Annotated in this window: 18 protein-coding genes; 3 read left to right on the top strand and 15 right to left on the bottom strand. The window is 31.2% G+C overall.

The window, feature by feature from the left end:
- Positions 1–368 precede the first annotated feature (368 nt).
- The 7 genes from IW20_RS12825 to rsfS form a co-directional block, all read right to left on the bottom strand.
- Positions 369–1,160, bottom strand: coding sequence for a superoxide dismutase (locus IW20_RS12825; RefSeq protein WP_035622894.1), 792 nt, complete (start codon positions 1,158–1,160; stop codon positions 369–371).
- Positions 1,161–1,167: 7 nt separating this feature from the next.
- The gene (locus IW20_RS12830) at positions 1,168–1,437 is read right to left on the bottom strand and encodes an acyl-CoA-binding protein (RefSeq protein ID WP_035622896.1); all 270 of its coding nucleotides are present in this window, start codon (positions 1,435–1,437) and stop codon (positions 1,168–1,170) included.
- Complete coding sequence (locus IW20_RS12835; RefSeq protein WP_035622898.1) at positions 1,437–2,090, bottom strand: phosphatidylserine decarboxylase family protein; 654 nt, start codon at positions 2,088–2,090, stop codon at positions 1,437–1,439. Before IW20_RS12835 ends, IW20_RS12830 begins: the two co-directional genes overlap by 1 nt.
- Positions 2,080–2,967: a phosphatidate cytidylyltransferase gene (locus IW20_RS12840; protein WP_035622901.1), complete on the bottom strand. Its 888-nt coding sequence runs from the start codon at positions 2,965–2,967 to the stop codon at positions 2,080–2,082. Before IW20_RS12840 ends, IW20_RS12835 begins: the two co-directional genes overlap by 11 nt.
- Position 2,968: 1 nt before the next feature.
- Positions 2,969–3,571: a lactate utilization protein B/C gene (locus IW20_RS12845; protein ID WP_035622903.1), complete on the bottom strand. Its 603-nt coding sequence runs from the start codon at positions 3,569–3,571 to the stop codon at positions 2,969–2,971.
- A 113-nt stretch (positions 3,572–3,684) separates the two neighbouring features.
- Positions 3,685–5,610, bottom strand: coding sequence for an ATP-dependent zinc metalloprotease FtsH (gene ftsH / locus IW20_RS12850; protein ID WP_035622906.1), 1,926 nt, complete (start codon positions 5,608–5,610; stop codon positions 3,685–3,687).
- 15 nt (positions 5,611–5,625) lie between these two features.
- The gene (gene rsfS / locus IW20_RS12855) at positions 5,626–5,997 is read right to left on the bottom strand and encodes a ribosome silencing factor (RefSeq protein WP_035622908.1); all 372 of its coding nucleotides are present in this window, start codon (positions 5,995–5,997) and stop codon (positions 5,626–5,628) included.
- Between the two features lie 93 nt (positions 5,998–6,090).
- On the opposite strand from rsfS, the gene IW20_RS12860 reads away from it, so the two are divergent.
- Positions 6,091–6,819, top strand: coding sequence for a biotin--[acetyl-CoA-carboxylase] ligase (locus IW20_RS12860; protein WP_035622911.1), 729 nt, complete (start codon positions 6,091–6,093; stop codon positions 6,817–6,819).
- A 196-nt stretch (positions 6,820–7,015) separates the two neighbouring features.
- Here the strand turns inward: IW20_RS12860 and IW20_RS12865 are convergent, their stop codons facing one another.
- Together IW20_RS12865 and pyrE are read right to left on the bottom strand one after the other, a co-directional pair.
- Entirely contained in the window at positions 7,016–7,408 is a 393-nt protein-coding gene (locus tag IW20_RS12865; RefSeq protein ID WP_035622914.1) for an SRPBCC family protein, read from the bottom strand.
- A 71-nt stretch (positions 7,409–7,479) separates the two neighbouring features.
- A complete protein-coding gene (pyrE, locus tag IW20_RS12870) occupies positions 7,480–8,127 on the bottom strand; it encodes an orotate phosphoribosyltransferase (protein WP_035622917.1) in 648 nt (215 codons plus the stop codon).
- Positions 8,128–8,134: 7 nt separating this feature from the next.
- Here pyrE and IW20_RS12875 point away from each other — a divergent pair, with 7 nt between their 5' ends.
- Together IW20_RS12875 and IW20_RS12880 are read left to right on the top strand one after the other, a co-directional pair.
- Complete coding sequence (locus IW20_RS12875) at positions 8,135–8,746, top strand: NUDIX hydrolase (RefSeq protein WP_035622920.1); 612 nt, start codon at positions 8,135–8,137, stop codon at positions 8,744–8,746.
- A 421-nt stretch (positions 8,747–9,167) separates the two neighbouring features.
- Positions 9,168–9,572, top strand: coding sequence for a helix-turn-helix domain-containing protein (locus tag IW20_RS12880; RefSeq protein ID WP_035622923.1), 405 nt, complete (start codon positions 9,168–9,170; stop codon positions 9,570–9,572).
- Between the two features lie 216 nt (positions 9,573–9,788).
- Here the strand turns inward: IW20_RS12880 and IW20_RS12885 are convergent, their stop codons facing one another.
- The 6 genes from IW20_RS12885 to IW20_RS12905 all read right to left on the bottom strand — a co-directional run bounded on the left by IW20_RS12885 (position 9,789) and on the right by IW20_RS12905 (position 14,134).
- Positions 9,789–10,382: a hypothetical protein gene (locus IW20_RS12885; protein WP_035622926.1), complete on the bottom strand. Its 594-nt coding sequence runs from the start codon at positions 10,380–10,382 to the stop codon at positions 9,789–9,791.
- Positions 10,383–10,541: 159 nt separating this feature from the next.
- On the bottom strand, positions 10,542–11,219 hold the full coding sequence (locus tag IW20_RS25355; RefSeq protein ID WP_051885745.1) for a toxin-antitoxin system YwqK family antitoxin: 678 nt from the start codon (positions 11,217–11,219) through the stop codon (positions 10,542–10,544).
- A 13-nt stretch (positions 11,220–11,232) separates the two neighbouring features.
- Complete coding sequence (locus tag IW20_RS26325) at positions 11,233–11,403, bottom strand: hypothetical protein (RefSeq protein WP_165571443.1); 171 nt, start codon at positions 11,401–11,403, stop codon at positions 11,233–11,235.
- An 83-nt stretch (positions 11,404–11,486) separates the two neighbouring features.
- Positions 11,487–11,900 carry a hypothetical protein gene (locus IW20_RS12895; protein WP_035622928.1) on the bottom strand — a complete coding sequence of 138 codons (414 nt, stop codon included), beginning with the start codon at positions 11,898–11,900 and terminating at the stop codon, positions 11,487–11,489.
- A 23-nt stretch (positions 11,901–11,923) separates the two neighbouring features.
- A complete protein-coding gene (locus IW20_RS12900) occupies positions 11,924–12,262 on the bottom strand; it encodes a cyclic-phosphate processing receiver domain-containing protein (protein ID WP_035622930.1) in 339 nt (112 codons plus the stop codon).
- A 144-nt stretch (positions 12,263–12,406) separates the two neighbouring features.
- A complete protein-coding gene (locus tag IW20_RS12905) occupies positions 12,407–14,134 on the bottom strand; it encodes a M14 family metallopeptidase (protein ID WP_035623066.1) in 1,728 nt (575 codons plus the stop codon).
- Positions 14,135–14,273: the final 139 nt, after the last annotated feature.

Consider the following 14,273-nt stretch of genomic DNA (forward strand, 5'->3'; position numbering starts at 1 on the left):
TAGTAATATTTAAAATCAATAAGTTCATCGTTCCTGTTCTATAGAATTAATTATTTTTGGATTAAAATAGATTTTAATCTTTGTAATATGAAATAATTAAAGTGCTATTATACAGGGTGTAAGGTATGAATGAGTGTGCTGGTAATGCATGATTTTTATCATGCATTTTGGTATTACAATAAAGGTTTGACTTATCCTTTTCTTTGGGTTTATTAATATGATGATTAAGTAAATAAATTTTCTTGAAGATAATGAAAAATCACGTTTCTATAAACGAATTTAAAATAATACTAGGAGTAGAGTGAAATAAGAAAAGAGAATCAATCCAAACCAAAAAAAAAGCTGATACATTTTGTATCAGCTTTTTTTTAGACTTTTCTAACCTTGGTTAGAGCCGTTTTATAATTTTCGTTTATCCTTTCCCAATTAATGATATTAAAGAAAGCATCTACATAACTATTTTTTCTGTTTTGGTAATCCAGATAATAAGCATGTTCCCATAAATCCAGAGCCAAGATTGGAGTTCCAGAAATTACGGCATTTTTCATTAAAGGATTATCTTGATTCTCGGTTGTTGTAATCTGTAATTTTCCAGCTTTATCTACAACTAACCAAACCCATCCAGATCCAAACTGCTTTGAAGCTTCGGCTTTAAACTGATTTTTAAAATTGTTATAAGATCCAAATTCTTTATTCATTGCACCAGCAAGAGTATCTGTAGCTTGTTCAGCTTCTGGCTTTGGAGTCATACATTTCCAATAAAGGGAATGATTGTAATATCCGCCAGCGTTATTGCGAAGCTTAGGGTCATTTAAATCTAATTTACCTAAAATTTGCTCAATCGTCATATTTACATAATCAGTATTGGCAATAGCTTTATTTAGGTTATTAGTATACGTTAAGTAATGTTTTGAATAATGTGTTTCTAGCGTTAATGATCTAATATTTGGAGCTAATGCGTTATAAGCATACGGAAGTTTTTCTAGTTGAAAAGCTCCAGGATTTGCTTTAACATCATCTGGACTCCCTATTACTATTTTTTCATCTTTAGATGGTAGAGGAACTTCAACTACTTCGGTTAGTTTATTATTATCATTACAAGAGAGAATTGTAAGTGAAATCAAGATAAAAAACGAAAATTGAATACCATATTTTTTCATAAAATATCTATTTTGTTATTAGTGAATTAATGATTTCTATATAATTTTCTTTGGCTTCATCTACACTTAGATGACTAATTTGTATCCATGCATTTGTTTTAAAAGCATTTCTTAAGTCAAAATTTTCAGATTGGCCATATTTTGCAGTACCAAAAGTTGCTTGTTTATAAAAAGCATACAGCCTCAATTGCACATCTTGTGGCAGTGAGGCTTGTGTCATTTTGGAAGCAATTTCGACAGCATCTAAAAATCGTGTATCTAAATCTTTTTCAGTCATTACCCTTTTGTAGCAATAATGGTTTTACCCCCAATTGCTTTTTGGTCTAATACAACATTAATTGGTGTGCCCAAAGGTAAGAAAATATCTACTCTTGAACCAAATTTAATAAAACCTGCATCAGTTCCTTGTACAACTTGCATTCCTTCTTGTGCATAATTCACAATTCGGCGTGCTAATGCACCTGCAATTTGTCTGTATAAAACTTCTCCAAAAGTTTTATTTTCGATTACAACAGTTGTTCTTTCGTTTTCTTCACTTGCTTTTGGGTGCCAAGCAACCAAAAATTTACCAGGGTGGTATTTACTAAATTTTACAATTCCGTCTAATGCATAACGAGTAACGTGTACATTGATTGGCGACATGAAAATTGAAATTTGTAAACGTTTGTCTTTAAAATATTCACCTTCGTAAACTTCTTCAATTACAACAACTTTACCATCTACAGGAGCAAGAATCTGATTGATGTCTTTGATAACTGTTCTTTTTGGATTTCTAAAAAATTGCAATATTATGATTAACAATAATAAAGCACTAATCTGAATCAACAATTTAAGCCAATTGATGTCAATAAAATGATCAGTTAATAAAAGTACAACACTAACGAATATAGTGCCTAATAAAATGGATTGGGTTCCTTCTTTATGAAACATAATTTAAAATTTGGTAAAATAAAAATACAATTGGTGCTACAAATATAACACTATCTAATCGATCTAGAACGCCTCCGTGTCCGGGCATTATTGTTCCGCTATCTTTAACTCCGGCTATTCTTTTAAATTTTGATTCAATTAAATCGCCGATAGTACCAAAAACACCAACGATTAAAGCGATAATAGTCCATATTAAAATAGACATTTCACTAAAATTTGGATTAGGCTTGATATATAATTTTGAAATTAAATAACCTGCAAAACAGGCAAAAACAACTCCGCCAAGAAACCCTTCGATGGTTTTTTTGGGCGAAATACGTTCAAATAATTTATGTTTTCCCATAGATTTACCTACTAAGTAGGCAAAGGTGTCATTTGTCCAGATAAGAATAAATAATCCGATAATGATTTTTGGATTATAATCTTTTACTCCAAATGAAATTTTTGTAATAAAGATAAAAGGCAATGTAATGTATCCTAATAAGTAAATATATTTTGATACTTTGCTTATTGACTGCGTATCATCAAATAAAAATACAATACATTTTACCGAAATAAGTAAAGTAATTACCAGTAATGCCGTATTTAATTGATCTATATTAATGGTGAATTTAATATCGTCTTTTAAAAATTTATTGATGTAATTTTCTGTTTCATTTTTGTAAAAACTTATTAAAGAAATGGTTGAGTAAAAAATGGAGACAAATAAAATAGAGAATATTTTATTAATATGAGCCAGATTACAAAACTCGTAAGTTGCAATAATTAAAAAAACACCGAAAAGTATAATAAAACTTTCCGTTGAATATAGGATAGACGTTAGTAATAATACTATATAAACGGCACCAGATAGAGCTCTCTTGAGGGTTTCATTCATCTTACAGGTCTTCTAAGAGCAATAAATATAAGTTCTTCGCTACACTTCCGTATTGCGTAAAGTCTTCTTCTTTTGCTTTTTCGAAATATTTTATAGTGGTAATATTGGTAGGGTAATCTCTTTCGTACTTACGTTTTATAGCACTAAGGCCATCGCTTTTTGCAGTAAGGATTTGGCTTGTAGTTGCAAGGATAACAATGTTTATAGGCAACTCGTTAGGCTTGTTTTGTTTAATTTGTTTTGATGAAAACAATATAGAACCTTCTTCTGCAATTAGGTTTTCACAACTAGCTAATAAGAATTTAGGATTAGTTGGTCTTTGGTAAATTAATTTATTCTCTTCAAGTAAATGAAATAAGGCTGGTTCAAAACAAGTAGCTTCACTTTCAAACCAATCATTTTCTTCTAAGATGTTTTCAAATTGTTCCGTTACTTCCTGGATATTTTCGCAATATAAAAATTTACCTCCATTTTTTTTAAAATTGAAAATGAATTGCTCATCTATAGAAAGAGGATTCTCAGAAAATGAATTGCTATATTCACTTTGATTCTCTTCGTCAGATGCGTCATGGCTTGAACCAAATAATTTTTTAAAAAAGCTCATTATTGTTGAAATGCTTTACGTGTTAATTGAAAACGTTCAAAGATAAAAAAATCTTAATTCAAAAGTAGCTTTTGAATTAAGATTTTAAAAATAATTATATTATTCGAGTAGTATTAAGAAACTACTTCTTCTAGGTTTTTGTCAAAAGTACGTTTTCCGAAAATTGCTTCTAGGTCATCTTTAAAAATAACCTCTTTTTCAATTAAGATTTCAGCAAGTTGATTTAACTTATCTTTGTTTTCTTCTAATATTTGTATTGCTCTTTGGTACTGACCTTCAATTAATTCTGAAATTTCACGGTCGATAACTTTTGCAGTTTCATCAGAATACGGTTTTGAAAAGTTGTATTCGCTTTGTCCTGTAGAATCGTAATAAGTAACATTTCCGATTTTGTCATTCAATCCATAAATCGTTACCATAGCGCGAGCCTGACGTGTAACTTTTTCTAAATCGCTTAATGCACCAGTCGAAATTCTGTCAAAAGTTACTTTTTCAGCAGCTCTTCCGCCCATAGTAGCACACATTTCGTCTAGCATTTGATCTGTTCTTACGATTTGTCTTTCTTCTGGTAAGTACCATGCAGCTCCTAAACTTTGTCCGCGAGGTACAATAGTTACCTTAATAAGTGGTGCAGCATGTTCTAGCATCCAGCTTACAGTTGCGTGTCCAGCTTCGTGTATTGCAATTGCTTTCTTCTCTTCTGGAGTTATAATTTTGTTTTTCTTTTCTAGACCACCAACAATTCTGTCTACAGCGTCAAGAAAATCTTGTCTATCTACAGCAGTTTTGTTGTTTCTAGCAGCAATTAAGGCAGCTTCATTACATACGTTAGCAATATCTGCTCCAGAGAAACCTGGAGTTTGTTTTGCAAGGAAATCTAAATCAAGACCTTCTACTTTTTTCAAAGGAGCTAAGTGTACTTGAAAAATTTCTGCTCTTTCACGAATGTCTGGTAAGTCTACAAAAATTTGTCTGTCAAAACGACCAGCACGCATTAAAGCTTTGTCTAAAACATCGGCTCTATTTGTTGCAGCTAGTACAATTACGTTAGAGTTTGTTCCAAAACCGTCCATTTCTGTTAGTAATTGGTTCAATGTATTCTCTCTTTCGTCATTACCGCCAGACATATTGCTTTTTCCACGAGCTCTACCTACAGCATCAATTTCATCAATAAAAATGATTGCAGGAGATTTTTCTTTAGCTTGTTTAAACAAATCACGTACACGTGAAGCTCCAACACCTACAAACATTTCAACAAAATCAGAACCTGATAATGAGAAGAATGGTACTTGTGCTTCGCCAGCTACAGCTTTTGCTAATAATGTTTTACCAGTTCCAGGAGGTCCTACTAGTAAAGCACCTTTCGGTATTTTACCTCCTAAGTTGGTATATTTTTCAGGGTTTTTCAAGAATTCTACAATCTCTTGTATTTCTTCTTTTGCACCTTCTAAACCAGCTACATCTTTAAATGTAGTTTTGATATCAGTTTTCTCGTCAAAAAGTTTAGCTTTTGATTTTCCAATATTGAAAATTTGTCCGCCACCGCCACCAGCGCCGCCTGACATTTTTCTCATAATGAAAATCCAAACTCCAATAATAATGATAATAGGAAGTAAGCTAATTAATATGTCACTCCAATTATTTTTTTGAAGAAAATTAAAATCTTTCAGTTTGCCTTCGCTTACTGCTTTTTCTAATTTAGTTTGAAAAATTTGATCGTTACCAATTTCTAAAGTATAGTGAGGACCTTTGTTTGGTCTGTCAAAAATATCTTTAGATACTTTTTTTTGCGCTGGATCCTTAAGTGCAGCAGCATTTAGATACACTTCAGCTTCAGCTTTATTGTATACAATTACTTTGTCAATTTGTCCTTTTTCTAAAAAGTCGTTAAATTTAGAAGAAGTTAATTGGGCAGGCTCTTGTAAACTTGATCCTCCGGTTGCAAAACTGATAAATAAAAATATTAAAAGTATTGCGGTATAAATTAACCAAGGACTTATTTTAAATTTACTCGGGGTTGGATTATTATCTTTAGCCATTTGAAGAAAGTTTCTTTAGTATTTGTTTTCGATTGTAGTGATTTTGGCATCTCCCCAAAGACTCTCGATATTGTAATATTCTCGAATGTGTTTTTGAAATACGTGAACAACAATGTGCACATAATCCATAAGAACCCACTCAGCGTTATCGGTTCCTTCTACATGCCATGGTTTGTCTTTTAATTCTTTTGATACAGTTTTTTGTATTGAGCCTACGATGGCGTTAACTTGGGTATTCGAATTTCCGTTGCAAACGATAAAATAATCGCAAACTGCTGCGTCTATTTCCCTTAAGTCTAGGATACTAATATCATTTCCTTTTACTTCTTCGATTCCTTTGATTATGTTCGCTAACAGAACATCATTATTAACAGTCTTTTTCGCCATGAATTATTTTATATGAGTTTGTAAAGTTACCAATTTTTGTGATTATTTTTGAACCTTAACAAAATATTAAATTAAGTTATATAAATTATTTAGATGAAACTAATCAAACTCGATGCCATAGATTCAACAAATGAGTTCTTAAAATTATTAAGTAGCCATCAGGAGTCAGAGAATTTTACTGTTGTTACTGCTGAAAATCAGACAAAAGGGAAGGGGCAAATGGGAGAAGTTTGGCGCTCTGACATTGGTAAGAATTTAATAATGAGTGTGTTGGTAAAGGATTTCTTGGTTGATAATGAGGAGTTTTTTAATTTAAATATTATCTTTTCATTATCAGTAATAAAAGCTTTAGAAGAATTAAATATTCCTGAATTAAGTATAAAATGGCCAAACGACATAATGTCATACAATAAAAAAATAGGTGGCATTTTGATAGAAAATACGCTCAAAAGTGATGGCACTATTGTGTCAGTAGTTGGTTTGGGATTAAATGTAAATCAGACAAATTTCGAAAATCTACCTAAGGCATCATCATTAGCGGTGATTTGTAATGCCGAATTTAATAAAGAAAATCTAGTTGTTTTGATTGTAGATAAAATGAAAGAGAATATTCTGCTTTGGAACGAACAATCTACCGTTTTCTGGGATGAGTATTTTAATAAATTATTTAGAAAAGGAATTCCAATGCCTTTCAAAAATCTTCAGAATCAAAATTTCATGGGAATTATTCAGGGCGTTTCTCCAATAGGAAAACTTCAGGTTTTACTAGAAGATGATTCAGTTTCAGAATTTGAAATTAAAGAAATTAAGATGCTTTACTAGTTAAGGTGCTAAGGTTTCTTTAAAGGTACTAAGGTTCTGAGAGGCAAAGGTTCAGAGGTTTTCTGGATTGTGTAAAATTTTGCTTAAAAAAAAGATTTTTTAATCTGTGGCAGAAAAACAAAAGTCCGATTTAGCTTTGCTAAATCGGACTTTTTAAATTTTATAATTAATAATTAACAATCGATAATTAATTTAATTAAAGCTTCGTCATATTATTGGCAAGCGTTTCGATAAATTTTCCAATAGGACCTTTTATCATCATTGCCATCATAGGGTTAAATTCACCTTCAAAATCAAGTTTTACAGCGCTAGAAGAGTCCGAAACAGTTTCGATGTTAGATACCAATGTAAATGGTAGTTTATCGCTTGCAGCACCCAAAACAATCTTGCTTGGAGCTGTTTTTTCTTTCATCTTTAATTTTATTTCTGGCATACCTTTCAATCCAAAAATAAAAGCATCTTCGGCAATCACTTCAAATTTGGCAATGTTATCTGGCATTAATTTTTCAAAATTTTTCACATCACTCAATAAATCAAATAATTCTTGAGCCGATTTCTGAACAGTAACTTTTGGACTTTCTAAGTTCATATTTTATTTTCTTTTTTATTAAAATCAAATCATAAATCGTTAATCTAAAATCAACAATCTGAATTCTAAAATTACGCTTCTTGTTTCCAAATCGAAGGATTTACGCTCCATTCCTGCAAGGTAACCAAATCTTCTTCTGGAATATATTTTTTAGCAACAGCAAGATTCAGTAAGTTCGAATAGTTACTCAATGTGTACAAGTCGATTTTTGCATCCTGAAAGTTTTTCTCAGCAACATCAAAGCCATAAGTAAATATCGCAGCCATACCTTTTATATTAGCTCCAGCATTACGCAAAGCCTCAACAGCAAGTAAACTACTATTTCCTGTGCTTATTAAATCTTCAACAACAACAACATTTTGTCCCTTTTGTAAAAAACCTTCTACTTGATTTTGTCTTCCGTGTTTTTTAGGTTCTGGTCTAACATATACAAACGGTAATCCTAAGCTCTCTGCAACAAGAATACCAATACCTATGGCACCTGTAGCAACTCCAGCGATTACATCTGGCTTACCAAATTGTTTTTCAATGTTCTTAGCAAACTCATCTCTAACATAATTTCTGATGCTTGGAAATGAGAGGATTAGCCTGTTATCACAATAAATAGGTGATTTCCATCCCGAAGCCCATGTAAAAGGATTTCCTGGATTCAATTTAATTGCATTTATTTGCAAAAGCAATTCGGCTGTTTTTTCGGCAGTATCTTTATTAAAAATCATAGTACAAATGTATAAAGTTTTTGTGAACGACAAACCACTTTTTTTGACAAATGAAATCTCCAAAGAGACTAATTTTCAATTGTTCTTGTTGGAAAGTATTGACATAGAGCAAATTATTGTCAAAATGTTCCAAAATAAAATTCAAGCAGCGTATTTATATCATCCTGACGAAAAGGAAATTATGAAAACGTTAAAGTCAAAAATTCCTGTAAATAAAGCAGGAGGAGGATTAGTTTATAATAAAAAAGGAGAAGTATTATTCATCTTCAGAAATGGAAAATGGGACTTACCAAAAGGCGGAATAGAAAAAGGTGAGGAGATAGAAGACACCGCCATGCGTGAGGTAGAAGAAGAAACTGGTGTTGGAAAATTACGTATTACCAATAAATTACAAAAGACATATCACGTTTTTAAACGTAACGGAAAATACAAATTAAAAATCACGCATTGGTTCGAAATGCATTCTGATTTTAAAGGAACACCACAAGGACAATTAGAAGAAGGAATCGAAAAAGTTGCCTGGTTGAATCCCGTACAAATAAAAGAAGCACTAAAAAACTCCTACGAAAACATCAAGTTATTATTCGAAGAAGAAAATAAGATTATTGTAAAAGAGTAAAGATGTGAGACGCGAGATAAATTTTAAGAAATTAAAGAATAAATCTTAGCATCTTAGAGCCTAATAATGGCGTGCCACCATATAAAAAAAGACCCAATAAGCATTACGTTCATCGGGTCTTTTTTTTATATGTTGTCGGGCTATACGCGCTACTTTGGTAGCTTGCTGCTATCCCTCACGCGGGATTTTGTTTATGGTTAACCAGTATTCAGTCTCAGTTTTCAGTTGCGAGTGTCCTGTTCTTTCGATAGCGTGATGTTGTAGTTTTTTATTTTTAATTATTTCATGTCTCAAAAATCGTACTTTTGTTTAATATACAATAAGCAGTTATTACTGTACAAATCATTTAGAATGTATCGTACATGACAAAATATGTTTTTTATATATTGATTGTTGTTACCCTTAATATTATCTTTGAATTATGAGCACACTTACAAAACCAAACCATATAGGGCGAAAAATTAGCCGAATTCGTGAACTTCGTGACATGAAACAAGAAGCATTGGCACAAGCTTTAGGAACAAACCAACAAGCAATATCGGCTCTTGAAAACAGTGAAACTATAAGCGATGAAAAACTTATTGAAATAGCAAAAGCTCTGGGCGTAAGTGTTGAAGCCCTTAAAAATTTTTCAGAGGAAGCTGCAATTAATTATTTTAATAGTTTCACAGATAATAGTGCAGGAACGTTTAACAATCATTGTACTTTCAATCCATTAGATAAGTTAATCGAGGTTTACGAGGAAAATAAAAAACTATACGAACGTTTAGTTCAGGCTGAAAAAGACAAAGTTGAATTTTTGCAAAACATATTAAAAGATAAATAATCTTTTATAGTACTAAAATTTAACTCAACGAAATATTCAGTTTACTGATTGCTGTGCGAAGTCTCCCGACTTCGTACCCATTTCTAATAATCGGCAAAGAGAATCAAAAAAAAATCAGGAACGGCATATTGGAGTGGGTACGAAGTCGGGAGACTTCGCACAGCAATTGCGAACACTTCGTAGAGCGGAACTTGTTAAAGAAAATCAAATATTAGCTTATTCTTCATATTTTAATATTTTATCTGAGATTAATTCGCCATTCATTGCATCAATTTTAATTTCTCGGGAACCTCTTTTTGGAGCTTTAGCATCTATTAATATAATGATTAGATATACTGATTTATTATTTTCCCCACCAATAAGCACCCCTTTGCCATATGTATTCAATAAGTCGATATTAAAATCGTTTTTCATTTTGTTTATTAATTCTGGTATTGAAAAATTGTATACATCTAAATTTTTTTCTATTGTAACATTTCCATCTTCATCATAAACTTTATAAGTTCCTATCGGAATACTATAAAAATAGGTTGTTTCTATTTTAAGATTAAAAGTTTTTTTATAATAAACCTTTCTAATTTCGTAAGGACTATTTAAAGCATTCGAATATTTATAAAAACCATCATCAGTTTCCATCATTCTTGAAGTAGAGTCTTTTGTTGTTTCAAAAAAATCATTTCCTACTTTTTTATTATTAAATTCATTTAGGTTAAATTTTTCGATTTTATGATTATTTAAATTTTTGCCAACCTGAGATTTACAGGATTGAATTAATACGAATACAATTAATATAGTAACAATTTTTTTCATACTGATTTACTATTTAAGGTTGTTAATTTTTTGCTGTCAATGCCACAGTGTTATGGCATTAGGGCTATATGCTGTGTGAAGTCTCCCGGCTTCGTCCCCATTCCTAATAATCGGCAAAGAGAATGAAAAAAATTGGAACGAAATGTAGCAATGGGTTTTTTAATCCGCAGGAAATGGAGACTCTACTGTTTTGACAACACTTCCATTTAAACCATCTATTTGAATATTTATATAAGCTTGTTTTTCATAATTAGGATATCGAATAACCCAATAATTTTTATTATCTGGAATGGACTTATATTTAGATATAGTAGTCGTATAACCACTCTCTTTTTTTTCTAATGAGATTTCATTTTCTTGACAATATGAAAACACTTGATCATTAGTGTATATAAAACCATTGTCAAAATCTTCAGTAGAGACTAGATCTCCATTCTCTGAATAGCTATACCATTTACCTATTTTAAATCCAAACCAACAATAAATTCCTTTTATTTTTATATTATTATTAGTATAAAATTCTTTATATATCCCTATTATTGGATTTTCTGAATAATCATATCCTGAAAATGCACTACCAGTTTCATATCCTTTGGAATAATATACGATAGTTTTCCCATCCTTATCTCTAATATTGTATGAATTATCTGTTTTAGTTATATAAACATTTTCATTTTTATTTGTTTTACTTGTTCCAATTTCATTAGGAAGATTTGATATTTCTAATTTTTCGATAGAATTATTTATTGCTGGTTTTTTTATTTTTTTATTTTTATTTGTGGTGCATCCTTGGATAATTAATAATACTACTAGCGCTATATGTATTAAATATTTCATGAAATGTGATTTTTTAAAGTTCTATTTGTGAAGCTTGTCTTGCTATTTTTCCTTGCCAATCCCATAATGATACACGATTAATGTTGATTTTGTGAAAATAATCTGGCGCATTATCTGTAAGGTAAGGTTCATCTGTAAATTTAGCAAGTTTTGAGCCACTCCAATAATCTGCAAAGAGAATCAAAAAATAAAATTGGAACGGAATATAGTAATGGGTACGAAGTCAGGAGACTTCGCACAGCAATTGCGAACACTACGTAGAACGGGTTACAAATCCATGCTTTCGGGTTTATGTTCTTCCCAAGATAGTATATAAAATTTTTGGTCTTCTAACACTTTAATATCAAACTTATATTTCCCCTCCGTAACAGCTTCAATTCCAGTTCCGAAAAGAACAAATTGAGTAGTATCAATTTGTTTATTTCTTATGATTCCGTTGGGGACTCCAAAGGGTAATCCATCTTGAATGAAAATTTTTTTGCAATCCTTAATTACCAGAGACTTTCCTTTTTCAATATTATAATATTTATTATCAATTTCAAGAGAGTCTATATTATGATTCGTTTTGTTGTAAACTTCTATTTGCAAGTCTTTCGAAAAAAGTAAGTAATAAATACAAAAAAATATCAATAAAACAATTGTGATTAAAAGTACTGAGTTTAGTTTTTTGTTTTTAGACATTTCTATCATTGTAATATTCAGACTTAGTGATTTTTTAGATGTTTAATGTAGTTGTCAAGCAAACTTTGAATTTGTTGTGATGCAACTGGATTAGCAGAATGCACATTAAATTTTAAATTCCTTAGATCAAGTTCAGATTCATAAACTAACCATTTTGCAGCAGCATATCCATCTTCCGCAATAGTATTGTTTTCGTCTAATCCTAAGTCATTATCAAAACTAATTAATTCAGGAAGTCCATTTTCAAGTATTGCATTTTTGAAATCATGAAAATTTCTAACTATTACAAAATCGGCATCAGTTAAGTTCTTGTAAACCATTTTTACATCTCTAATATCGTCAAGAAAAAGTTTGTATGACATTTATTTAGCATTTTTTTTGTGAATTAATATGCTATTTACCTTTGTCAAAGTTGAAAAACTTTGACAAAGGTTTTCCGAAACAGCTTTGCGACCTTTGCGTATTTCAAGGAAATAAAAAAAACTTAGCGTTCTTTGCGGTTAAACTCATAAAACACGATAAACTGGATATTGCAAATGTGCCTTTTCATAATAAGCAGAATGTTTGTAAATCCAATCTAATTGCGCTTCGGGGTTTTTGGCAAATTTTGGATCATTGAGTTTAGCTTGTTCCAAATCGGCTTTTAATTTTGGGCTGTCTTTTAGAAGTTTTGCTGCGGTATCTTCAAAAACATATTCCGAATAACCTTCTTTTTGTTGTAGCATTGTATCAAAGAAATTCCAATTAAAGAAAGAGTCCACGCCTTCGGGTTCTAATGTTTCTAACAGGTATTTAATTGCTTTTTGTTGGGTCGAGAATACGTAATCGCCTTTGTAAAAAGGAACTTTTGTTATTTGTGAAGTAACTTTAGTGTTTCGGTGTAAATAATGTCCTTCGTAGGCTGAATTTGTCGTTTTAAAATCGGCAATTCTATAGCTTTCAACTTCTATTAAAGTATCTTTTTTTAATTGTGTGTAGGTAACGCCATTACTTTTGAGTAAATCGATAACATTCCAGAATCCTTTAGGAATAATATAGGCTGTAGGAACGGTAATATCTTTAACCGATTTGAACTCTTTTATATACGAAATGTCTTTTTTGTATGGTTTTGTTCTGTCATAGAATAATCTATCTCCAGTTGTAGCTTCACTCTTTTTATGACTAGCTTCATATCCTAAGAATGAAAAGGTTGTCATTTTTGTGCTATCAATTTCCCATTTTATGGTATAAGGTTTTTTAGGTGCGTATTGCGCTTCGTTTTTCAAACGCACTTCTTTTATTTTCTTATAATTTGCATCCGTAAAATCAATTGTAGATGTCATGTATTCGTAAGTTGCTTTTACACGGTCGGCATAATTTTTAAGCATATGTGTTTCGACCACAAACCCGATGGTATTAAAAAGAGAAGTATAGCCTGTTGTATAACGAGGGCTATCCGAAAACTGTATAAAACCATTATCAGGAGTTTCTTCAAATGCATTAACATAAGGAGTTGTTTCTAGATTTTTTTTCTGCAAATCTTTCACCAAAGCTGGCATCATTTCCAGATTTAGATAATCGCCTAAAACAGTACCTAACTTATTATGTTGCGTCATAATATAAGTCAGTTTGTATTGGTAATCAGAACCATTACTTACATGGTTATCTATAAAAACATCAGGGTTTGTTTTATGAAAAATTTCTACAAAACTTTTTGTATTACGCGTATCCGATTTAATTAAATCACGGTTTAAGTCATAGTTTCTGGCATTTCCTCGAAAACCATATTCTTCTGGCCCATCCTGATTGGCTCTTGTAGTCGAGTTTCTGTTTAAAGCACCACCAATATTATAAACAGGAATTGTTACTATTACGGTGTTTTTTGGTGCTTTTATCTTTCCTAAAGCTAAATCTCTAAATAGTTGCATAGTTGCGTCAATCCCGTCAGGTTCACCAGCGTGAATACCATTATTAAGAAGAATTACTGCTTTGTTTTTTTTGATTACCTCAAAATCAAATTGTTTGTCAGGATTAAAAGTTATCATGTGTAATGGATATCCACTATCTGTTAGTCCCATTTCCTGCATTTTGATAGTCGGAAAATCATGTGCAAGAAGTGTGTAGTATTTTATGGTTTCTTGATAATTAGCGGATTGGTTTCCGTTTCCTTTTTCGAAATAGGTATCGTATTTATTGCCTTTCTGAGCAAATGCAGCACAGCTTAACAATAAAAAACATAAAGTAAAAATTCTCATAGTTTGGTTTTTTAATAGGAACCAAATATAATTATTTTCTTTTAAGGCACTAAGGTTCAAAGGTTGTTTGATTGCCTAATATTCTGCAAAGATTAACAGCAAAGAGAGTACATAGGTTTTACGCAAAGAGCACAAAGTT

The organism is Flavobacterium hydatis, from assembly GCF_000737695.1.
GTDB classification, from domain to species: Bacteria; Bacteroidota; Bacteroidia; order Flavobacteriales; family Flavobacteriaceae; genus Flavobacterium; species Flavobacterium hydatis.